This window comes from Campylobacter concisus (genome assembly GCF_003048595.2).
GTDB lineage: Bacteria > Campylobacterota > Campylobacteria > Campylobacterales > Campylobacteraceae > Campylobacter_A > Campylobacter_A concisus_L.
The window spans coordinates 204,738-227,296 of the sequence record NZ_CP049270.1 but is presented as its reverse complement, the minus strand read 5'-3'; the positions used below and the strand labels follow the sequence as shown (position 1 = coordinate 227,296).

16 protein-coding genes are annotated in these 22,559 nt (G+C 35.0%); 4 read left to right on the top strand and 12 right to left on the bottom strand.

From position 1 onward, the window contains the following. Nucleotide 1 precedes the first annotated feature (1 nt). Nucleotides 2–877, top strand: a complete 876-nt coding sequence (miaA, locus tag CVT15_RS01070; protein WP_103577351.1) for a tRNA (adenosine(37)-N6)-dimethylallyltransferase MiaA — start codon at nucleotides 2–4, stop codon at nucleotides 875–877. 29 nt (nucleotides 878–906) lie between these two features. Here miaA and CVT15_RS01065 read toward each other — a convergent pair whose 3' ends face one another. The 12 genes from CVT15_RS01065 to ccoG all read right to left on the bottom strand — a co-directional run bounded on the left by CVT15_RS01065 (nucleotide 907) and on the right by ccoG (nucleotide 20,858). Further along, nucleotides 907–1,899 carry an iron-sulfur cluster assembly scaffold protein NifU gene (locus tag CVT15_RS01065; protein ID WP_054196048.1) on the bottom strand — a complete coding sequence of 331 codons (993 nt, stop codon included), beginning with the start codon at nucleotides 1,897–1,899 and terminating at the stop codon, nucleotides 907–909. Between the two features lie 18 nt (nucleotides 1,900–1,917). After that, the gene (locus CVT15_RS01060) at nucleotides 1,918–3,108 is read right to left on the bottom strand and encodes a NifS family cysteine desulfurase (RefSeq protein WP_107898103.1); all 1,191 of its coding nucleotides are present in this window, start codon (nucleotides 3,106–3,108) and stop codon (nucleotides 1,918–1,920) included. A 414-nt stretch (nucleotides 3,109–3,522) separates the two neighbouring features. Beyond that, nucleotides 3,523–4,893, bottom strand: coding sequence for a thioredoxin reductase (locus tag CVT15_RS01055; protein ID WP_196088049.1), 1,371 nt, complete (start codon nucleotides 4,891–4,893; stop codon nucleotides 3,523–3,525). 3 nt (nucleotides 4,894–4,896) lie between these two features. Then, nucleotides 4,897–8,565 (bottom strand): hypothetical protein, encoded by a 3,669-nt coding sequence (locus tag CVT15_RS01050; protein WP_180998514.1) that lies wholly within the window; start codon nucleotides 8,563–8,565, stop codon nucleotides 4,897–4,899. A 24-nt stretch (nucleotides 8,566–8,589) separates the two neighbouring features. Then, nucleotides 8,590–12,135 carry an Mbeg1-like protein gene (locus tag CVT15_RS01045; protein ID WP_159070263.1) on the bottom strand — a complete coding sequence of 1,182 codons (3,546 nt, stop codon included), beginning with the start codon at nucleotides 12,133–12,135 and terminating at the stop codon, nucleotides 8,590–8,592. Beyond that, on the bottom strand, nucleotides 12,136–12,762 hold the full coding sequence (locus CVT15_RS01040) for a tRNA 2-selenouridine synthase (RefSeq protein ID WP_103576538.1): 627 nt from the start codon (nucleotides 12,760–12,762) through the stop codon (nucleotides 12,136–12,138). It abuts the gene before it with no gap. Nucleotides 12,763–12,854: 92 nt separating this feature from the next. Beyond that, nucleotides 12,855–13,082, bottom strand: a complete 228-nt coding sequence (locus tag CVT15_RS01035; protein WP_021090435.1) for a hypothetical protein — start codon at nucleotides 13,080–13,082, stop codon at nucleotides 12,855–12,857. Nucleotides 13,083–13,098: 16 nt separating this feature from the next. Next, the gene (locus tag CVT15_RS01030; protein WP_103576539.1) at nucleotides 13,099–14,481 is read right to left on the bottom strand and encodes an efflux transporter outer membrane subunit; all 1,383 of its coding nucleotides are present in this window, start codon (nucleotides 14,479–14,481) and stop codon (nucleotides 13,099–13,101) included. Then, entirely contained in the window at nucleotides 14,471–17,596 is a 3,126-nt protein-coding gene (locus tag CVT15_RS01025) for an efflux RND transporter permease subunit (RefSeq protein ID WP_103576540.1), read from the bottom strand. Before CVT15_RS01025 ends, CVT15_RS01030 begins: the two co-directional genes overlap by 11 nt. 10 nt (nucleotides 17,597–17,606) lie before the next feature. Then, on the bottom strand, nucleotides 17,607–18,767 hold the full coding sequence (locus CVT15_RS01020; protein ID WP_103576541.1) for an efflux RND transporter periplasmic adaptor subunit: 1,161 nt from the start codon (nucleotides 18,765–18,767) through the stop codon (nucleotides 17,607–17,609). A gap of 108 nt (nucleotides 18,768–18,875) precedes the next feature. Then, a complete protein-coding gene (locus CVT15_RS01015; RefSeq protein WP_103576542.1) occupies nucleotides 18,876–19,502 on the bottom strand; it encodes a TetR/AcrR family transcriptional regulator in 627 nt (208 codons plus the stop codon). A 30-nt stretch (nucleotides 19,503–19,532) separates the two neighbouring features. Beyond that, complete coding sequence (gene ccoG, locus CVT15_RS01010; RefSeq protein ID WP_103576543.1) at nucleotides 19,533–20,858, bottom strand: cytochrome c oxidase accessory protein CcoG; 1,326 nt, start codon at nucleotides 20,856–20,858, stop codon at nucleotides 19,533–19,535. A gap of 138 nt (nucleotides 20,859–20,996) precedes the next feature. On the opposite strand from ccoG, the gene rpsU reads away from it, so the two are divergent. From rpsU to CVT15_RS00995, 3 genes are all read left to right on the top strand, one after another. Beyond that, nucleotides 20,997–21,209, top strand: coding sequence for a 30S ribosomal protein S21 (gene rpsU, locus CVT15_RS01005; protein WP_009294994.1), 213 nt, complete (start codon nucleotides 20,997–20,999; stop codon nucleotides 21,207–21,209). Nucleotides 21,210–21,312: 103 nt separating this feature from the next. Continuing rightward, entirely contained in the window at nucleotides 21,313–21,945 is a 633-nt protein-coding gene (locus tag CVT15_RS01000) for a DNA-binding protein (protein ID WP_103576544.1), read from the top strand. Beyond that, entirely contained in the window at nucleotides 21,942–22,559 is a 618-nt protein-coding gene (locus CVT15_RS00995) for a UPF0323 family lipoprotein (protein WP_054196034.1), read from the top strand. The genes CVT15_RS01000 and CVT15_RS00995 overlap by 4 nt, the downstream gene beginning before the upstream one ends.

The window sequence follows — 22,559 nt, the reverse complement described above, 5'->3', positions numbered from 1 at the left end:
CTTGTTTAAAGAATTTGCAATAATTGGCACCACGGCAAGTGGCAAAAGCGATCTTGCATTTGAGCTTGCAAAGAAGCTTAATGGCGTCATCTTAAGTCTTGATTCACTTGCACTTTATAAAGAGATAGATATCGCCAGTGCAAAGCCAAATAAAGAGCAGCTTGAAGCCATAAAACACTTTGGTGTAGATGAAATTTATCCTGATGAAGAATTTAGCGTTGGGGCATTTTTTGAAATTTATAAAAATGCAAAGAATTTTGCGCGCTTACAAGACTGCCCACTCATCATTACAGGAGGCAGTGGCTTTTATCTAAAATCAATGCTTAGCGGACTTGCACCAGATGTGCCAAAATGTGAGCCAAATTTAAGCAATGAAGAAATTTATGAGCTAGCTGTAAAAATCGATCCTGAGTTTGCAAGCAAATTTAGCCAAAACGACTCTTATCGCCTCGAAAAGTGGTATCAAATTTATAAATTTAGTAGCCAAATTCCAAGCATTTGGCTAAGAGAAAATACTAAAGAGAGTATCATAAAAGAGCTAGCGATATTTGAAATTTTATGGGACAAAGATGAGCTTAGAACTCGCATCGCAAAGCGAACGAAAAATATGCTAGATGAGGGCTTGATAGATGAGGCGAAGTTTTTATTTGACAAGTATAAAAGCGAGCCAAAGCCATTAAAATCAATAGGTCTAAAAGAGTGCAAGCAGTTTTTGGAGGGTGAAATTTCAAAAAGTGAGCTAGAAACGCTTATCGCCACGCACACAGCCCAGCTTGCTAAGCGTCAGAGAACCTTTAACCGATCGCAGTTTGAGAAGAAATTTGTGGGCGATTTGAATCAAATTAGAAGTGAAATTTTAAAATTCTTAAGAGAATAAAAACTAGCCCACAAGGGCTAGTTGATAAATCAAATAGGCATAACCCTAATTTTTGGGCTTAAGCTCTCTTGTAAGACATTTTCAATCGCGTAAAGAGTGCCAGTTGAGCCACTCGCACAGCCTGAGCAAGCACCAAGATAGCGGATATAAATATCAGTATTTTCGCCGTTATCATTTCTGATATCTAAAATTTCTAAATTTCCGCCATCCATCTCGAGCATTGGGCGAATTTCCTTATCTATGACAGACTCTACCGCTTTTAACTGCCCTACCATCGTCATATTTTCAAAGCTAATGTCGCCTAAAGTGTGATTTGCTTGGGCATTTGCCTGAGCTTCGATCTTCTCACGCTCCATCTCAGCCCTAGTATCACGCAAAATATCTACCAAATAATATTCTCTTTTTTCATGGCCACCAGGCTTTACACAAGACTTGCAAAATGCACCAGCTTTGGTGTATTGCGTGATTTCCTCAACTGTGTGAAGGTCATTTAGCCTTATCACTTCTTTAATCGTACCAAGGCTTACTCTAGCGCACTCGCAAACGATGATCTCATCTTCAAAATGCTCTGGGTCTATGCCTTTATAGCTTGCAGCTGCTGCTTTTATAACGTCATATGCCATAACTGAGCAGTGCATCTTTTGAGGCGGGACAGCCGGTGTTTCTGGATTATCGCGCATAGCCTTTTCGACATCAAGGTTTGTGATCTTGACAGCTTCATCAACTGTTTTGCCGATACAAAGCTCAGCCATCGTATCAGAGCTAGCTATCGCTGTGCCACAGCCAAAGCTTTTAAATTTAGCATCTATTATTTTGTCTGTCTTTTCATCAACAAGCCAGTATAGCCTAACCGCATCACCGCAGCTTTCTGCACCAAAGTCAGCCACAATAAGCTTTGCGTTTGCCTTTTTAGCATCTTCTTCGGTTATCTCTCCCATAAATTTAGGATTATTCATCCTGTCTTGTACTACCTTAGAATACTCATCCCAGATAGAGCCTCCGATCAAATTATTCTTTGCCATGTTATTTTCCTTTAAATTTTATAATCCACTCTTATGCCATTCTGGGGCGTAGGCAAATGTACTAGAGATACCTCTTAGTCTATTTACTGCTTTTGTTATATGCTCGATCGCATAATCAATCTCTTCTTCTGTATTAAATCTAGAAAGAGATAGTCTAAGTGCAGTGTGAGCCAGCTCTTTATCTGCCCCTATGGCCTCCATTATTGGGTTACTCTCTAATGTTTCACTTGCACATGCTGAGCCAGTAGATGCTGCTATGCCAGCTTTGTTTAGATCCCAAAGCATCGCTTCGCCTTCAACGCCTTTTATAGAAGCCAAAATGGTATTTGGCACACGTTGCTCTTTTTTACCAACGACGCTAACGTCAGGAATTTTTAAAATTGCATCTTCAATCTTATCACGCAAACGGCGAACATGAGAGTGCTCATAATCCATAAATTTATTTGCCAGTTCAAGTGCTTTACCCATGCCGATGATGCCAGGAACATCGAGTGTGCCACTTCTGCGTCCGCCCATGTGCTCGCCGCCATGAAGCAAGCTACTTAGTGGCATACTATTTTTTATAAATAGTGCTCCAACACCCTTTGGTCCGTGAAATTTATGCGCAGAAAAGCTTAAAAAATCAACGTCAAGGTCTTGGACATTTATCTTTATCTTACCAACTGCTTGAACGGCATCCGTGTGAAATAAAGCTCCATATTCATGAGCGATACTGGCAAGCTCTTTTACAGGAAAGATCATGCCAGTTTCGTTATTCGCGCTCATTATAGAAACAAGCGCTACATTCTCATCCATTACAGATCTTAGCTGTTCTGGAGTGACTATGCCATCGTTATTTACATCTAAAACAGTAAGCTCTACGCCATATTTTTCTAAAAATTTACAAGTCGCCAAAATAGCTGGATGCTCAACTGCGGTTGTTACGATACGCTTTTTCTCGCCAGTTGCTATTTTGTCGAAATAGATGCCTTTTACTACCCAGTTGTTACTCTCAGTCGCGCATGAAGTAACAACGATATCATCGCTATCTTTTGCGTTTAGTCCGGTATAGAGCTGATCTAGCGCTGTTCTTAAAGCTGGATGTGTTTCAGAGCCAAATTTATGAAGCGAGTTTGGATTGCCGTATTTTTCACAAAAATATGGTTTCATAAGCTCAAAAGCTTCAGGATCAACCATTGTTGTAGCGTTATTGTCTAGATATACTCTCAAATTTAAAACCTTAATTAGGATAAAAAATATCCTTTTTATTTTTGATGGGATATTATAACAAAAAAGTTAAAAGCAAGTTTAAAAATATGCTTTAATTTTTTCAAAATTCAGCTCATTTTGATATTAAAATATATTGAAATTCTTTATCAAAATTTGTATAGATCGCTATTTGCGATTTTTCTTATAAAAAAGTCTAATTATCTCCTAAAATTAATTTATTTTTTTAAGCTAATAGTGTGATAAACATATTGCCTGCGCGAATTATCTTTTTATAGTTTTCTTCTAGTTTTTCGTATGAGGTTTTTTAAAGTTCTATTAGGCCAGTTATCATAGAGATGCCTATGTCTTTGATTGTAGTGGCTTAATATATTTATATTTGGCTCCGTTTGGAGCCATAGATATTAAATTTATTATCTAATCCTTTATATTATGCTCTTTAGCATAGCTTAGGATCTTAGCTCTAAGATCTTCAGGAAAGCTTTCTCTATACATTACTGGTGTTAGAGGGTTTAGCTTTTTATCTAATTTACCAGCCTCATATAGTCTTGTTAGCTCTTCTGGAGTGTTATAGTATGGTGCATTTGGATATCCTTCTGGTGGAGTTAGAGACATTATTTTAGATTCTAGAAGAGTGGAGTCGATGTAGAGGTCTATGTCTCTATCTTCATAATTAGCTGGATAGCCTTTTTCAGAAAAAATCTCTGCATATTCTGGCAGTTCTTTTTTTACATACGCCACAAATTCTTCCCTTGTAGTCTCATTTGCATCTAGGTCTCTAGGATCAAGTAGTTTGCCTTCGTCTTCCACAAGTTCTCTTAAAACTCTATGCATTGATCCTGTAGGGTTAATCACTACACCACCCCTATTAAAATCCATCACAAAGTAACTTCCCACTATCTCATCAAGATAGGGCATCATGCCATATTCATCTAGTGGTGGATTTTTAAATAAATTCTCAAATTTTATTTTTGCTTGCAAGTCTTTATTTGAGCCTGATATATAAGACGAAGAAGAAAAGTATCTAGCTAACACTTTTAAAGCATCTACTTCTCCTAGTTGGGCTGCTAAGAATACTGCTTGTCTAGCTCTTGTTTTAAAGCCAGAGTTATTTAATACAGTAGCTGAAGAAAATGATCGTCTATCTCCTAATATACCTGCACATATATTCCACTCACCATTAAATAATCTTGATTTAAGTGTATTTTTATTTCTATCTACTTCATCATAAATTTCAGCATACTCAGGCTTTGTTAGTTTGCCATTGCTATCTACTCTACCTATAGCATCTTCAGGGATATCTACCATAGTGCATTTTAGATTACTTCTTTTTACTAGATAGATATATCTATCTCTCTTATCTTTTAAGCTTTCATAGTAAGCTTTTTCTGATTTAGTCCAAGGAGCTATCTTATTTGAACTTGATTTATAGCTAATATCTAGCCAAGGTTTAAATGATAGATAGTCTGTTTGACCTAAAGAGTTTGGTTTAGGGTTATAGTATAGTGGTTTATAGTTTTTATATAAAGATGAGTCTAGGATGGAGCGGGAGTCAAGGAGCATTTGGGATTTTTCCTTAAAATACTTTGTTGTGTTGTCATCTTTAGTTTTAGACACGATTAAATTTGTATTTTTATCAAACCAGACTTCTTCTCCATTTGGAGCTATGACCGTATATGTATTAGTGTTATCTATTAAATTTTCTTTACTCATTAAATTTCCTTTATTGATTATTAATAGTGATCCGGCTACTAAAAGAGCTATGATGATAAATATGATCTTTTTCATCTCTTATCCTATATATAGACCATCTTCCATAACTATGGTAGTGGCTAGACGACCTATTAGGCGAGGTGGCATATCTTTTTTATTTTTTTTGCTATGCTCTATCTTACACCCCACATACATACCCTTTACATTGTTGTTTCCTATCACATCTAATGCTTTTAGTAGTCTTCTTGATTTATTATCTACTTCACATACATTGGTATTTAAATTTCCATTTTTAAAGTCTTCTAGTATCTCCATAGCTTCGTTGTATTTGTCTATTGGTAGGTCAGTACCCTCTTCGACACCCTGACTATATAAATCATAAATTTCATCTCTTTGTTTTATATCTATTGAGTTTGATGGACTTATTGTTAGCAATGTTTTAACTCCTTGTAGCATAAGCTCTTTTGGTGAATATGCTAGTTTCTTGTTTCTTTTGTTTAGGTTGTTAAAGAACTCTTCATCAGTTTTATTATCTGTTCTTAGCTCATCTAGACATAGATAAGATATCATAGTATCTAGGCTTATATCTTTAGATAGATTAGAGTCTAGTTTGTTTGTAGTGGTATTTATATCATAGTAGAAGAAGTTATGATAGTCTAGTCCTCCACTAGATAGTCTTCCTCCTATGATAGTTCTTTTTAGATCTATATTTATAAAAGATGAGTATATCTCTATAGGGTAGTAGGTATATTCACTTGTTTTAGTGGAATTTGGTTCATAAGATATATTCTTAACAGCATAGGTATCATTAAATTTATTTGTGAAATACTTATGAAGTATTAGTTCATAAGATCTTTTTTGTTGTTCGTAGGTGTTGATGAAAAAACTATCTACTAAAAAGCCAAATCCAGCTTGTATTAAAGTTTCTGCATAAGTTTTTAAGCTATTTTTTAAAAAATTTTTACCAGCACTTATAGCTATTTGTCTTTTTACATTTATGCCTACTTCAAATTCATCTATCCATTGTTTTGTTTTTTTTATGCTGTGTTTGGATTTTTTTTTGTTATCTACATATATATAGAGAAGTTGGTTGCCTTTTACTTTGACCACTCCAGCAAATGCTGTTTGTTTGATTTTTTTCAAGGCTTTTTTATTGTTTTCGTTAACTAGTTTTGCAACTGGCGCTTCGCCTAGCATACTAAATACTTTTAGTTCTCCTATTAGCTCCATAAAAATATTCTTAAAGATATTGCCTTTACCACCTGAGAACACAGCGTCAATTACTTTTTTCATTATATCGTCAGACTTGTCTATGAAAAAGCCATAAAATGGAAATATATCATATAGGGCATCATCTAATGTTGATGTTAAAGATATATCTATAGTATATTTATACTCATCATCATCTATCTGTTTAATATACTTTTCAAAATTCTTATCATCTATGCTTTCTCCGTCTATGCCGGTAGAATTTTTAAGAAGCTCTTTTAGCTCATTATAGGAGTCATCGTCTAGTATATTTTCACCATTTCTTACATGGCTTTGCTCTATTTTTTCTACTATCTCTTCTATGCAGATAGCATCTTGTTCTTTTTTTGCTTCTTTTGTTTGCTTGAAGAAGTAAATAGGCACAATAGCATTATTTTCTTGTATATAATATGTGTTTTCGTAAAGAACATTAAGTGTTTCACCAAATATCTCTAGTGTCTCATAGTTTGATGAAAGATATGAAAATTTTAATCCTTTTTGCTCAATAATAGAGCTATCAAATATCTGCCTTATGACATAATAGCCCATCACTAGAAGAAATATTTTTGTAGCAGGGTAGTAATAATGTGTCCTTATAGAAGCTTGATTGTAAGATTCATCAGCTATTTCTTCAAAACTCTCCATCCCTTCATTAGGCATTTTAAAGTATTGGTTTAAAAAATAAGCCACTTTATCATGTTTCAAGTTTGAATTTAAGCCTGAAAAGAAAATTTCAAATTCCTTTATATTGGCTTTTAAAAATTCCTCTTCATTATTAACTATCTCTTCCATATCTTTGGCGTTTTTAAAGTGTCTATTTATGCGACCTAGATATAAATTTGCCTCATTAAATTTTTTGTATTTTGCGTTAAAAGTGGTGTTTAAAACCTCTACTGATTTTGCGTCACCTCCATGAAAATTTTTGACACCTTTCATATATGAGTTATACTCCTCTATATCCTTTTCAAATTTTGCAAGCCTAGAGTTAATAACTCTCGTAAAAGGACTTAAGCTTAAAAGATAAAGGTCTTCATTGTTTTTGGCACCTATTTGTATAGAGTACTGACTATAGTCTTTTACATTGCCTACATTTTTGGGATCAACTATCTTTTTACCGCTAACTCTGTTTATACTATCTTCTATCTTATAGCTTAAGATGTTTTGTATAAGGTGCTCGTTTAGCTTTGCGTTTAGTTTCATGGGGGCGTTTGAGACGACAAGATAGTTTTTAGAGATGCCGCTACTATTATTTGTATTGTGAGTATCGTCTTTTGTTGTTAGGGATTTGTCTTTTAGGAGATTTGCAAATTTGAAAGAGTTAAAAAATGGATATTGCATATAGACAAAATTTGCTCTATTTGCGATCACGCACTCTTCTATCCTTTTAAGTAAGCTCTCTTCGCTATTGTTCTTGTCGTTTTTACATATAGATATATTTTTAGACTTGTCTACATTTTCATTTTTGCTTACTCTAGCGTCAAATAAGCTTTGCTCGTCGCCCTCTAAAATAAAATCAGAACAAATACCAATATACTCATCATAATTGCTCTTGGCTTTAGTGGCTGTTATATCAAAGCATGAAAAATCTATAAATTTTCCACTTTTTTGATCGTTATTTGTAAAAACCAATATATTATTAAATGACACTGTGTTTAATAGACCTAGTATAAAGCCAAATTTAGTAGCTAGCAAGCTAGCGGCTGGACCAGAAAACGCGTAAAAGCCCCTTTTGTTTAAAAAGTCAATTATATTTGTAGTAGTAGTTATCGCCTCTGGAGCTGCCAGCAATAAAGCTAGCGGCTTAAACGATCCTTTTATATCGCTTATGTCGACAAGATTGATTAGAAATTTTGTGATCTCTTTTAAAATATATTTATTGCCATCATCTGAAGCTTTTTTGAGATTTTCTTTTATATTTTTAAAGCTCTCTTCTATGGCCTTTACGGTTTCATCTCTTTTATCAAAATTTTCACGACTTAGTATTGTATTGGTTTTGTTGATTAGCGAATTTTTTAGCTTATCTAATATAGCCTCAAAATTTGTCTCTATATTTTTATAGTTAGATACCAACTGGCTAGATGCATCGTCAAAATTTTTAATCTTATTGTCTTTGCTTCTACCATTGTTTGCAAGTTCTATTAGCTCTTTTACGAATTCTGCTATTACATCTTGTTCTTTACTAAGAACCTCTACATCTATATCAATATCTTTGATTGTTATCTTATTGGTTGTGTTAACAGCTTTTTCGCTTTTAAATAAATTTGACTTTTCTAAATACTTATATGTTTTTATAAGCACATTTTTATTGGCTTTCTTGTGATTGTATAGTCTCGCGATTGTCTTGTTATATAAAGCATCTCCATTTAATATATTGGTATCATGAAAATGGTTTAAATCGCGACAATAAAATGTTATGTTTTGATATTTGTCAGCAAAAACATCAAATGCGTCAAGCAAGTCTTCTATGCTTCTAATAATTTTTGTATTATCTAATCTCAAGAACGATCCCTCTCTTTAAATTTATCAACTAACAAGCATTACAAAGCTAGTTGTGTTTATGTCATTTGTATAGCCACTATCTAGCCCTTTAGCTATCTCAAGCTCTATGCTTTTAGCTCCAGTTGGAGACATAAAAACATAAGTGTAAGTACGTCTATTCTTTTCTATATTAGAACTATTAAATTCATCTAAACTGGCAAAAAAGCCTACCCCACTTTCCGGGCTATTTGCCTTTTTGTAGTTCTCTTTATCAAGAGAGCTAAAATTCTTTGGAACTACAAATATCAAATTCAGTTTATCCACTCCATATCTTAGTTTAAATTCTTTGATGTCATAACGCTTATCGTCATAATTATCCGCTAAAAGAGCCTTTAAATTCTTATCCTCTACGTCTCTTCCCTCATCTAAATTGAGTTTGATCTTGCTAAAGCCATTTTTATCTTCAAATTTTTTATCAAATAGATAATAGGTAGTCACCAAAAGATTATCTATTTGAGAAGCAAAAGCTTTTATATGAAGTCTGATCAATGGCTTATTTAAATTTGGATTTTGTACGGCAAGGTTATTATTCTCAAACATAGGATTACTTAAACTATGCTCTAGTTTTAGTTTATTCTCTTTTTTTATGCATCTTAGCGAAGAGCCGGTGTTGCTTAGGCAGTTTGGCACTAGATCTTGCATTACAGCGTAGTGATCATTCATGCTTTTTAGACTAAGTGCTGATCTTGGCACATAAGCTACTATGACGCATGGGGTCCTAGCTGAGCAGCCTACTATTGGCGAGTTTATAAAATCAACATCAAGTACCACGCCTTGATCGTCTGATCTTATGCTCCTACCTGCCCTACTTTTTAAGATCACATGACCGCCATGTGGGCAAATGATAGTATCGTCCTCTATGACAGGGCATGAAGTCGCAGTAGATGAAATTTCTTTAGATTGATTATCTTTTTGTAAATTTTGCCTTTGATTTAAATTTGAAAGAGCCTCTTTAGTCTTTTTGCTCATTGGTTTTAGATCGATATTTAGACTCTTATTTAATAGTGAATAATTTAATATATTTGCTTGAGAATTTCTATAAGCAACATTTAGCCTTCCTATATCTTTATCCTCATCTCTTGGCTGATGAGTAAAATTTAGAGGGATATTATCATCACTATTATATTTTTCATCTTTAAAATAAAGTGGATAATCCTCCTCTTCATTGGCTTTAGACAAAAGGGCAGAGTTTAGATATATTCTTTGATTCATATTTTTACTATCTAGCTTAAATATCTCCTTTAATACCTCAACATCGACTATACTTTTATCTACTGCACTTACACTAAGAGTATCGTTATTTTTATAAAAGATACTTCCCACGCTCTCATTCATAAGGGCTTTTATATCATCGGTTGCTACTTTATTGTTGTAAGCTACATCATCGTTATTTTGAGCAGATTTATTATTAGCTATTACTATGGCTTCATCGCTAGAGCTTATGTCATTAGAGTCTATGCTAGCCAAGAAATTTTCATTTTCTTTTAGCTTTGCTAGATCCGCATATTTTAGATTTATTATGCTCTTTAGCATATCTATTCTATCTTTTACAAAGATGCTAGCCTCTGCTATATCTACTCTATTATCTCGTAGTATCGTTATATTTTTATAGATGTTTTTATTATAAGAGAAGTATTTACCAAGCTCATTTACATCTATATTTTTTTCAAATACAAATAAATTCAAAGCACAAATAGCCACTAGCATATCTATATCGCCAGCTCTAGCATCACTTACTATCTTTGTCGCATCTAGTTTATCTAGGTCATCTATATCTAGTATCTTTACTAGATGTGCTTCTTTATTGTTATTTTTATCTATGTTGCTGCCTAAATTTTCTATTATATACCCGACCATATCTTGCTTAAAATTTTCATCACCAAATTTACCATATTCGTAAAAGAGATTTAAATAAGCATAAAAGATATATAAAGGCGTATCTAGCATAGAGGCATCACTTATATCATCTATATTTACATCTAAATTTAACTTCGATCTTATGCATTTTAGTTTAAATTTAAGCGACTGGATATATTCATTTAGATAATCAAGCGCTTCAGCTATATCTTTGCCTTCTATCTTGGCTTCATTTTCTTTGTTTTCTAAAAGATAGCACAACATATATAAAACCAAAACGCTCTCTTTTAAAAAGTGAGATCTAATTAATATATTAACCAAGTGTCTATTCTCGGTATTTTCATACTTTACTTCGCCAGTTGTATCTATGCCTAGCTTATAGCCTAGATCAGATATGACTGAAAAGGTAGGTTCTATCAAAACAGCTACATCTTTTGAAAAGCTATCTTCATCTCTATTGATACTTTGTTTAACACTCTCTACGTGATGTATCTCTATGTCTATGTCTTTTTCTTTGCTAGCTTTATTTATATTAGAGCTCACCTTTTTATCTGCAAGAGTCTTTTGAGCCTGTTCATTATTTTTAACTACATCTACATATTCATCTATGCTGCTCTTATCATCTTTAAAGCCAAATATGCCTTTTATCTTATTAAAGACTGAGCCTACCATCTTTCCTATAAAGCCATCTTTATCTATGACCCTTGCTATCCATCTTGCACCTTTTGCTATGGCTTTGGCTACAAAGCTAAGAAGCCTTAAGCTCCAAGTAAAAGCTGAAGCTAATATGCCACCATAAATTCCTGGAGCGTTATAAGTATAAAGTTCCTTTACTCCGCTATCTTTAAAGGTTACTGCATATATTTGAGCTAGATGACCACCTAATGAGTGACCTGATAGGATGATGTCTTTGGCGGTGTTATCTAAACCACTTAAGTTTTGACTATGAGAATTTATAGCTTCTTGCATAGAGGATTGAAGTGATTTTAAGGCAGATATTTGCATAAGCGCTCTTGATGTGATAGCCATAAAGGCATCATCTAAGAGATCATTCATTTTCATCTCTGTTCCTCTAAAGCCTATGATATAGTTTGACTTAAGCGTGTCATAAAATATAGTTGAGCTAAAACCTGATTTTTGATTAGGTATGTGCTTTACTAGCTCATAGCGATTAACAAATAGTTTTGTGCGAGGAGAGAGGGATTCAGGGGCGTAGAAAATTTCTGCTTCTTGATAGCTACCGTCTTTACCTAATGGTGTATCTATAAAATTTGTAACATCATTGTCTAACTTAATAAATTTTTTACCAGTATATGGCTTTTTGATAATCTTATCAGCCATAAATCTAGCTTCGATACAAAGAGCATAAGCAGTAGAATCGCCAAAATTTCTATTATTTGCTTGTGATGTATCTGTTTCATTGCTTTTGTCAATCTTATCACCTAAAGTAATATCATCTGCATATCTCCAAATAGGTTTTTTCTTTTCATCTTCTCTATAAGAATTTACAATGTTTTCAGGGACATTATCTTTACCAAATTTATCATAAAGCTCATCAAGTCCATTTCTTTCATTCTCAAATACATTATGAAGCATTGCATAACTTGCATCAGCTATATCAATATAGTCTTTAAAGCAATTTATTAGCTCTTTATTTGATTTTTTAGTTTGCACTTACTTGTCCTTGTTTGCTTTTATAAATTTGTTGTTTGTTAGAATGAATTTGTTTCCACCGCTTACTGGAACTATACTTTTTTTACTAAAGCTTATTCCCATTCCTTCATCTCCAAATAAGCCATATTTAGTACTGTATGTTTCATAATAAACATCTATGCTTATAGGAACTATTTCTCCATTATCATCTACATATAATTTTCCTAAATCTAAATATGGTTTTTCTTTGTTAAAATTTTCTAAACCTATAAACTCAATTATTTTATTTATATAGACCTCAGAAGTTTTAGCTTTTTTACCAGTTTGGTTTTCATAATCTATCCAACGAGTATAGTATCTTTTACCATTTGAGAGGGTTTGAGGGAGTTTTTGATCCATGATTTCTAGGTCAGCTCTTTTAAAATTTCTTTTGTTATTTTTAAAGAAATCGTCCATATAATCGCTTCTTTCTTTTTCTCTTCTCTCTATCTCATCAACAAATTTTTGATTAAATATATATACTCCACCATATTGTTTAGCTAAGTTTTCTAGTTCAGAGTTACTTATCTTTTTGTTTGCTTGATTAGCTGAGCAAGCTATTAAAAATATACTTGTTAGAAATAGTAATATAAATGCGGTAAATTTCATAAATAATTTTTTAAAATAAATAATCAAAAATCTAAGAATTTTACATAAGAAGTCAAGGAGTTCATCTAAGGATTTTGTCCTTAGATGAAAGATTAAGATTTTTTGATCGCTCTAATAGGAATAACAAATATTGCTGCGATCACATAAAAAGCAATACAAAAAACAGCCGCCATCATAAATATCTCACCGATATCATAAAAGCTTGACTCAAGCCTAAATGTATCCACGTAATTTATCGCAAACCATAATGCTACGCCAAGAGCGATAGCAAAAACGAAAAAACCCCAAGAAAACAAGAAATTTAATATCTTAGTTCCCAATTTCTCTCCTTTTTAATTATTTTTCTAACTTAAAACCGCCACCAAAAGCTCTATAAACTTCGACTGCGCTATCGACCTCATCAAGCTTTGCTGAGACGTCTTGTAATTTTGCCTGAAGCAAATTTCTCTCCGCATCAAGAAGCTCTAAATGTCCAATGTAGCCAGCATCATATTGCTCTTTAGCAAGCGAGTAAATTCTTTGTTGGGATTTTAGCAAATTTTTCACTTGTTCCAAAGAAATTTTTGCATTTTGCCTTGAAATAAGCGCATCTCTTACTTCACCAAGAGCCGATTTTACCGCTGCTTCATAATTAACAGCGGCAATTTGTTCATTTGTTTTAGCCACTGCTACATTATTTTTTGTCCTACCAAAATCAAAAATTTTCTGAGCTAAAGAGCCCCCTATACTCCATGTATTGGCATTTCCAACAAAGATATTTTCAAAATCAATACTTGAAAAGCCAAAAAGTCCAGTCAGTGAAATACTTGGAAAATACTCAGCCCTTGCAACACCAACAAGAGCATTTGTAGCTTTTAAATCAGCCAGTGCCTTTGCCACGTCGCTTCTTCTTAGCAAAATTTCAGAGCTAATGCCAGCACTTATCTCGGGAGAAGCTGGTAAATTTTGTGAGCTAGCAATAGCTCCATTTAAAATTTCATTATTACTTTTACCAGTCAAGATAGCTAGTGAGGTAATAGCCTTTGACTTTGCATTTAATATAGAAGTAAGATTGGTCTTAGCGCTTTCTACTGCTGCCTTACTTTGCAAATAAGTCATCTCATTTATACTTCCAAGATCAAGCTGTGTTTTGCGAAGCACTAGCGTGTCTTCATAGGTTTTTAAAGTCTCTCTTAGCACAGCTTCTTGCATATTTAATGAAACTAACGCAAAGTAGCTTTTTGCAACACTTGAGCTAAGGCTAAGCCTTGCGCTATCGTAGTCAAATTTGGTTGCATTTAGGCTTTCTTCGGCCGCTGCTACATTATTTCTTACTCTACCCCAAAGATCGATCTCATAGTTTAATCCTAAATTTATATCTGATTTTCTATAACGAGTTTGTGGTTGTTTAGTATACGTTTCCCCGCTACTTTTTGCTTTTTCGTAGCCTATATTTAAATTTATACCAGGAAGCAAATCCGCCTCAGCTACGCCAAGGCTTGCTTTTGCTTTCTCTAAATTTAAATAAGCAACACGTAAATTTGTATTTTTATCGAGTGCATTTTCTACTAGAGAATTTAAATTTTCATCTTTAAATTCTCTCCACCAAAGATCTCTTATATCACTTGTCTCATAAGTGTAAGTAGATGTGAAATTTGTATCCACATTTGGCATATCTGGGCGAAACGAGCAACCAGCCAAAAACGCCGCTGTTATAAGTATAAACGCCTTATTTCTCATCTTTTTTTGCTCCCTTTTTCCAGTATTTTTCATTTAAAGTTTCAAGCAAATAGTAAAACATAGGCACGAAAAATATCGCTATCGTAGTAGAAGCGATCATGCCACCAACCACGCCAGTTCCTAGTGAGTGGCGAGATGCAGCTCCTGCTCCTGTGCTTATAACCATCGGGAAAACGCCTAGTGTAAAAGCGATAGATGTCATGACGATAGGTCTAAAACGAAGTTTTGCCGCATTTACAGCTGATTCAAATATGCTCTTTCCACTCTCACGCTCTTGCATAGCAAATTCTACGATCAAGATGGCGTTTTTAGCCGCCAGACCGATGAGTAGCAAGAGTCCGATCTCAAAGTAGATATCATTTGTCAGCCCTCTTATCCAAACAGCTAGCAACGAGCCAAATACCGCAAACGGCACGGCTGTGATGACTGCAAGTGGGATGAGCCATCTTTCGTACTGAGCGGCAAGGATCAAAAAGACAAAGACCATACCAAAGATAAAAGCAACCGTGCCTGTTCCTTGAGAATTTACCTCTTGATACGCAGTTCCTGCCCAGCTTATAGCGTAGTCCTCGCTGCTTAGCGTGTCATTTACGACCTCTTGGATCGCTCTTATCGCATCACCTGATGTGTAGCCAGGTTTTGGATCGCCCATGATCTTAGCTGACGGGAATAGGTTAAATCTATCAACGATATCAGGTCCGATCGATCTTGTAAGTGTCGCTACTGAATTTAATGGCACCATGCCGCCATCATTTGAGCGAACGAAAATTTTTCTTAGATCTTCAGGGTTGTTTCTAAAGTTATCGCTTGCTCTTGCATATACGCGGTAAGATTTACCCGCAAGGTTGAAGTCGTTTATGTAGTAAGAGCCAAAGCTAGCTGCTATCGTGCTAAAAATTTCGCTCTCGCTTACGCCAAATAGCCTTGCTTTCTCTTTATCAACCGTTATTTTAAACTGGCGGTAGTTTGTCTCAAGCGTCGTTCTTACACCAGTTAGCTCAGGTCTTGCGTTTGCTGCTGCAGTGACCTTTTTAGCATCTGCTTCTATCTCGTTGTAGCTCTTGCCACTCTTGTTTTGTAGATACATCTCAAAGCCGCCAGTCATTGATAGACCCATGATAGGTGGCACATTTACGACAAAGGTCATCGAGTTCTTAGAGCCCCAAAGCATGCCGTTAAACTGACCTACCAAAGCATCTGCGCCGTCCGTTGCGCCTTTTCTCTCATTCCAGTCTTTTAGCTTGACAAAGCTAATGGCTGAGTTTTCTCTAAGAGAGCTAGCGAGCATATCATAACCTGCAAAGCCCATGGTAAATTCGACATTTGGATTGCTCAAAATGGCGTTACTAATAGAGTTTACCTCTTCTTTAGTCTTTAGCATATTTGTTGAAGGGGGTAGTGAGGTGATGGCCATCAAAGCACCCTTGTCTTCTGAAGGCACAAGCCCTTTTGGCACACTTTGAAATAGTGTATAGGTCGCAAATCCCATTATGCCAATGACTATAAAGCTAATGATGACGTGTTTTAAAATTTTTGCCACACCTGCTGTAAAGAGCCTAGTGCTAAAGTCAAAAAAGTCGTTAAATTTCTGAACTATCCAAAATGGCTTACTCTCTTGCTTTTTAAGCATAACCGCACAAAGTGCTGGCGTAAGAGTAAGAGCGACAAAGCCTGAGATACAAACAGAAACGACAAGCGTTAATGCAAACTGCTTTTGTATAACGCCAACAAAACCCTCCATAAATGAAACTGGCACAAATACTGCGCAAAGCACGAGCACGATAGAGATAACTGGAGTTTGCACCTCCTCCATTGCCTTAAATGTCGCATCTTTTACGCTTATCTCTTTATCTTCATGTAAAATTCTCTCGACGTTTTCTATAACGATAATGGCGTCGTCCACGACGATACCGATGGCTAGGATCAGGGCAAAAAGTGTGATCAAATTTATACTAAAGCCCATCACATAAAGCCCGCCAAATGTGCCTATGATAGAAACTGGCACAGCAAGCATCGGTATGATGGTAGCTCTAAAGCTCTTTAAGAAGAAGTACATTACGATAAGAACGAGCAACATCGCTTCTATGAAAGTTTTTATGACCTCTTCTATTGAGACGGTGATAAATTCAGTTGGGTTATAAGCTATGGTGTGCTCTAAGCCAACTGGGTAGGTTTTCTTTAGCTCTTCAAGCTTTGCTTTTACTGCTTCAGATGTCGCAAGTGCGTTTGCGTCATTTTGCAAAAATAGCAAAAGTGGCACTGCTGGCTTGCCATTTAGCATAGCATCTGATGCGTAGCTAGCAGCTCCAAGCTCGACTGTGGCGACCTCTTTTAGCTTAACAACTGTGCCATCTTCGCTTTTTATCAAAATTTCGCCAAACTGCTTTGGATCTTTAAAGCGTCCTTCAGAAACTACTGAGTAAACATAAGGATTTTCACCCTTTGATGGCTGCTCGCCGATCTTGCCAGCGGCGTATTGCGAGTTTTGAATTTTTACTTGAGAAATGACATCACTTGGAGTTAGTTTAAAATGAGCTAGTCTATCTGGTTTTAGCCAAATTCTCATAGAATACTCTTTATTACCTATCAATACTGTATCACCTATACCACTAACCCTTTTTATCTCATCAGCAATATTTAAATTTACATAGTTATATAGTTCGATCAAATCCATATTTGGATTTGTAAAGCCAACGACTTGAAGGATCGAGCCACTTCTTTCGCGCACTGTTACGCCCATATTTTGCACTTCTTGAGGCAATCTTGAAAGGGCGGCTTGAACGCGGTTATTTACATCGATCGTAGCTTGTTTTGATGATGAGCCTATTTTAAAATATACGTTTATATTCATTGTACCAGCAGAGCTTGATGTGCTTTGCATATAAAGCATATTTTCAACGCCATTTATCTGATCTTCGATCGCACTTGCGACTGAATCAGCGATAGTCTGCGCATCAGCACCGCTATATGTCGCACTTACAGAGACAGTAGGCGGTGTAAGACTTGGATACTCCTCTATTGGAAGCCCCTTGATACCCATAAAACCTGCTATAACTATGATAATAGATATAACAGTCGCAAATATCGGGCGGTTTATGAAAAATCTTGAAAACATCTATCTGCCTTTACTTGCTACTTGTAGCGTTTGTATCTTTGCCGTTTATAAATTCCGCACTTAGGTCTTTATCAGTTTCAACTGGTGCACCAACTCCAATTTTAAGGAAATTATTAACGATTATCTTATCACCGTCTTCAAGGCCTTCAGTGACTGCTACCATATTTTTTGTTTGATATCCTGTTTTTACATTTTTCTGACTTACTTTGCCGTCTTTTACGACTAAAACATAAGAATTTGTAGCGCTTTGTTGAAGAGCAACTTGAGGGATGTTAAAGGCATTTTTTTGCACAAATCCGCTCATCTTTATATGGCCAAACGCACCTGGTAAAATTTTACCTTCACTATTATCAAAGCTAGCCTTTGCCAAAACGCTGCCAGTTGCGGTATTTACGACATTATCTATAAAATTTACTTTACCATTAAAATTTTCGCCATTGACACTTAACACAGCGTCACTATTTAGCTGCTGCCATGAGCCATTATCCAAATTTGTCTTTCTAGTTAGATTATCCACATCAGCGATATAAAATTCTGCTTCAATAGGATTTATTTTTGTAAGCCTTACAAGTTTTGTTTGGTTTGCTATGACAAGCGAGCCAACATCTACTTGGTTATCGCCCACTACACCGTCAAATGGCGCTATGATAGTCGTGTAGCCAAGATCTATTTTTGCATTTTTTAAATTTGCTTTTGCGCTTACTAAATTCGCATTTGCAATGTCATAAGCTGCAACTGCTGCGTCATAGTCTTTTTGAGAGACTGCATTTTTCTTATAAAGGGCAGAAATTCTTTTAAACTCGGTCTCGGCATTTTTTAAATTTGCATTCGCTACGCCGACAGCTGCATCAAGTGAGTCAAAGCTAGCTTGATATTTTTCTGGATCTATCAAAAATAACTTATCACCCGCTTTTACTTTACTTCCTGGCCTAAAAAACTGCTTTATGATAGTTCCGCCAACTTTTGGATAGATAATAACATCTTGACTACTTGCAACCGTTGCAGTGTAATCAAAACTAATAGGTATGTCTGTTTTTTGTGCGGTAAAAATATCCACATGAGATAGCGGCATCTGGCGACCTGCAGCAGCCTTTTTATCGCCACTCTCAAAGCACCCAGAAAATAAAAAAACGGCAGCTGAAAGCACAAGAAAACTTTTAAATTTCAACATAAAAACCCCTCTTAATTTTAAATTTTAATATCATATTTAGTTTTTGTAATAATTGTTATAAAAATTTAAAGTTCTCGATTCTATTAGAAAACAAATAAAAAGTCAATTTTATTTTTTACTAATTCCATTTAAAAACAACTCAACACACAAGCCAACATGCTTTTTACGCTCTTTTTCACTAAGCTTTGGTTCTTCATTTATCAAAAGCGAATCGTAGTAATAAGCTCCTATCACACTTTGTATAAAGTACTTTGTAGCAAATTTGGCTGAAAATTTTGAGTCAAGCTTGGCTTTTACTTCGTCTCTTTCAAAGAAATTTATAAGCACAAGATCGATCTTTTTTAAAATTTGATCCAAAAATGTCTTACCAAGTTTGCCACCATTCTTAGAACCCTCACTCATCATTATTCTACCAAGAGAGATATGCCTTTTGCTGCAAACGATAGAAAATATTATGGTCGCAAATTTGTTTAAAAATTCCTCCAAACTGTGAGAAATTTTAAGATCTATTTTCTCATCGATCTCTTTTATAAGGCTATCTATCTCTTGCTCAACGATCGCCTCAAAAAGCCCCTCTTTGTTCTCAAAAAATGTATAAATGCTAGAAAGCGATCCGCCACTTATCGCTACGATATCACTTAAGCTTGTCTTTTCGTATCCTTTTTCTAAAAATAGCTCAAGTGCTGTTTTTACGATAAGTTCGTATCTTTTTTTACCCTTTTCCGAGATCGCCATCTTGCTTCCTATTAAATTTTTGCTATTTTATCATCTTTTAGGATATATAAAAGTACTTTGCCTTTGCACGCTGATAGCTGGCTCGTCAGTGGCATAGGCTTTTATATTTATATGTTTTAAAAGATCTTTATCGCTTAAATTTTCATTTTTTGATTTTAATGTGACGATTACTCGCTGTTTTGCGCCAGCTTTTAATATAAATGGCTTATTTGGACGAGAAATTTCTATATTCTTATCATCTACTTCAAAGTAAAAGGTATGCTCTTTATTTTGTGTATTTTGCACCAAAAATACGTAAGAATTTTCGACTTCATTTTCGCCTAAAATTTTATAAAGCTCACTTGTTCTATTTATGTTTAAAAGCATACTTTCTTTTTTGCCACTCATCAATACCCCAGCTGTCAAAACAATGCCCAAAATAACAAGATAAGCAACCGTTCTAAAGCGTAAAATTTTGACTCTTTTTTGCTCTTTTATAGAATTTATACTTCTCCACTCAATAAGCGAGCTTTCATCAAAATGCTTCATCACTTTAGCGCAAGCATCGCTACACTCTAGACAATTTATACATTCAAGCTGCATACCTTTTCTTATATCAATGTGCGTTGGGCATATTCTCACGCATGCTTCACATCCCGTGCACAGCGCGCCCTCTTCTTTTGGCTTTTTAAATTTCTCTTTTCCATTATAGATTACGCCGCCTCTTTTTTGGTTGTAAATAACTTGGATCGTATCGTTATCAAACATCACTGATTGCACCCTAGCGTAAGGACAAACATAAATGCAAAAATTTTCTTTTAAAATGACGACATCATAAACTAACCAAGTAGCGATAACAAGCCAAAATGCAAGCAAAACCCCATGTTCGCTTGGCTCTTTTAAATAAGTAAAAAAATCAAGCGGTGGCACAAAATACCATAAAAAATTTGCCGAAATAACAAGAGCTAAAATACACCAAATTCCAACTGCTAAAGCACGCTTTAAAATTTGTCCTTTTGGCTCATTCTGCTTATTTTGTATATTTTTTCTGATCTTTAAAATTTTAGTTTGCAAAAGGTCACGAAATATCGTTCTAAAAATAGTTTGCGGACAGCTCCAACCGCACCAAACGCGCCCTGCAAGTGTCGTTAGGAAAAATATGCTTAAGAACAAAATGATAAATAAAAATGGCAGCAAATAAAGCTCTTGCATATCAAATTTTGTAAAAAATAGATCAACTCTACTTTTATCAAAACTTAGCAAAAATAGCTGCGCGTCATTTACCCTGATAAATGGTAAAACAAAGACAAATAGCGTGATACAGGCGAAAAAAATATAACGCCTCTTGGCGTAGCTAAGATGAAAATCCTTTGACATAATAAGCCTTTTTTGAAATTTTATGATTATAAAGCTTATGGCATTAAAAGAGTTTTAAAAAAAAATAGTTAAAAGCTTAAATTTATGAAAATTAAACTATACTCACGGCTTATTTTAATCTGAAAGGTGGTGAGGACGTTGCCTGGTATTAAGGTACATCCTAACGAGTCATTTGACGAGGGTTACAGAAAGTTTAAAAAACAAACTGACCGTAACTTAGTAGTAACTGAAGCAAGAGCTAGACGCTTCTTTGAGCCTAAAACTGAGATCCGCAAGAAACAAAAAATTGCTGCTCGCAAGAAAATGCTTAAACGTCTTTATATGCTTAGACGCTACGAGTCAAGACTCTAAAACCAAGACAAAGAGGGCTTTGCTCTCTTTGTTTAACTCTTCTTTTAGCCTTATTTTTTTATAATCAAAGCAAATTTTTTATTTTATTTTAAACGGAAATTCGATGCAAAAGCTAGCTATAAACGAAGCTGCAGAAATTTTAGGCATAACAAAAGAAGCAGTCTATAATAGAATCCGCCGTGGTTCGATAAATACAGTCATTGAAAATGGCACAAAATTTGTCATCCTTGATGAAAAACCAAGTAGCGAAAAGGCCACAAAATCCGCTCCAAAAAGTATAAAAACCAAATCCCAAAATGATGAGTTTGTAAATTATTTGCTAAATGAGTTAAGCGAGCTAAAGAGCTTAAATTTAAACTTGCAAGCCGATAAAGATAGGCTTTTTAAAGAAAAAGAGCAGATGCTAATCGAGCGAAAAAATGAAATTTTGCAAATTTATAAAGATAGAGATGAAAAGCTCATGCAGTTTCTAAATGCTATGCAAAGGCCACTTTTAGCACAAAAAAACGACGATATACCAAATAATGAAGCGATAGAGGCCGAAATAGAAAATGAATCAAAATGGATAAATTTAAGCGAGTACTTAAAGGAGCTAAATTTAAAGCCAAAAGCTACAAAAAAGGTCAGTGAAAAGATAATAAAAAACATACACCACTCCAAATTTATAAAATTTAAAAGAGGCGTGATACTTGTTAGAAAACATAAAAATTTAAAAGAGTTGATAGGAGAGATATGAAACACATTAAAAAAATAGCTACTTATGCTGCGGTGGGCGGATTTGGTGCGATCGTTATGGCAGGTCTTGCTGGTTGCGGCAGTGACAATGGCGGTGATGAAAACGCACTAAATGAGGTTGCACAAAAAAATGGTGCCTTTGTCATCATCGAAGAGAGCGCGCCTGGAGTTTATAAAATTTTAGAAGAGTATCCAAGTACTGAAACTAGAGTTGTACTAAAAGACATAAACGGTACTGAGCGTGTGCTAAGCAAAGACGAGATCGATAAGCTCCTAGCTCAAGCAAATGCAAATATTGACAATGGCACTTCAAATTTAACAAAAACGAGCGACGCACAGCTAAGTAGCGGCGGTCTAAGCCTTGGTGAGACGATACTTGCCTCTGCTGCTGGTGCGATACTTGGTAGCTGGATAGGTAGCAAGCTTTTTGGAAATCAAAATTTCCAAGCTACTCGTCAAAATTCTTACAAAAATCCAAGCGCATACACAAGAAGCGTTGATAGCTTTAATAAGCAAAAAGCGGCAAATTCTGCCGCAAGAAGTAGTGGTGGCAAGAGTGGATTTTTCGGTGGTGGCTCAAAATCAAGCTCTAGCTCATCAAGCTTTGGAGGCTAA

What these genes read in the sequence shown, in the direction of transcription:
- CVT15_RS01015 (WP_103576542.1), bottom strand. Translation starts at nt 19,502, where the DNA reads ATGGCGATCTCGGAAAAGGGTAAAAAAAGATACGAACTTATCGTAAAA.
- ccoG (WP_103576543.1), bottom strand. Translation starts at nt 20,858, where the DNA reads ATGTCAAAGGATTTTCATCTTAGCTACGCCAAGAGGCGTTATATTTTT.
- CVT15_RS01040 (WP_103576538.1), bottom strand. Translation starts at nt 12,762, where the DNA reads ATGAAATTTACCGCATTTATATTACTATTTCTAACAAGTATATTTTTA.
- CVT15_RS01030 (WP_103576539.1), bottom strand. Translation starts at nt 14,481, where the DNA reads ATGAGAAATAAGGCGTTTATACTTATAACAGCGGCGTTTTTGGCTGGT.
- CVT15_RS01055 (WP_196088049.1), bottom strand. Translation starts at nt 4,893, where the DNA reads ATGAAAAAGATCATATTTATCATCATAGCTCTTTTAGTAGCCGGATCA.
- CVT15_RS00995 (WP_054196034.1), top strand. Translation starts at nt 21,942, where the DNA reads ATGAAACACATTAAAAAAATAGCTACTTATGCTGCGGTGGGCGGATTT.
- CVT15_RS01065 (WP_054196048.1), bottom strand. Translation starts at nt 1,899, where the DNA reads ATGGCAAAGAATAATTTGATCGGAGGCTCTATCTGGGATGAGTATTCT.
- CVT15_RS01000 (WP_103576544.1), top strand. Translation starts at nt 21,313, where the DNA reads ATGCAAAAGCTAGCTATAAACGAAGCTGCAGAAATTTTAGGCATAACA.
- CVT15_RS01020 (WP_103576541.1), bottom strand. Translation starts at nt 18,767, where the DNA reads ATGTTGAAATTTAAAAGTTTTCTTGTGCTTTCAGCTGCCGTTTTTTTA.
- CVT15_RS01025 (WP_103576540.1), bottom strand. Translation starts at nt 17,596, where the DNA reads ATGTTTTCAAGATTTTTCATAAACCGCCCGATATTTGCGACTGTTATA.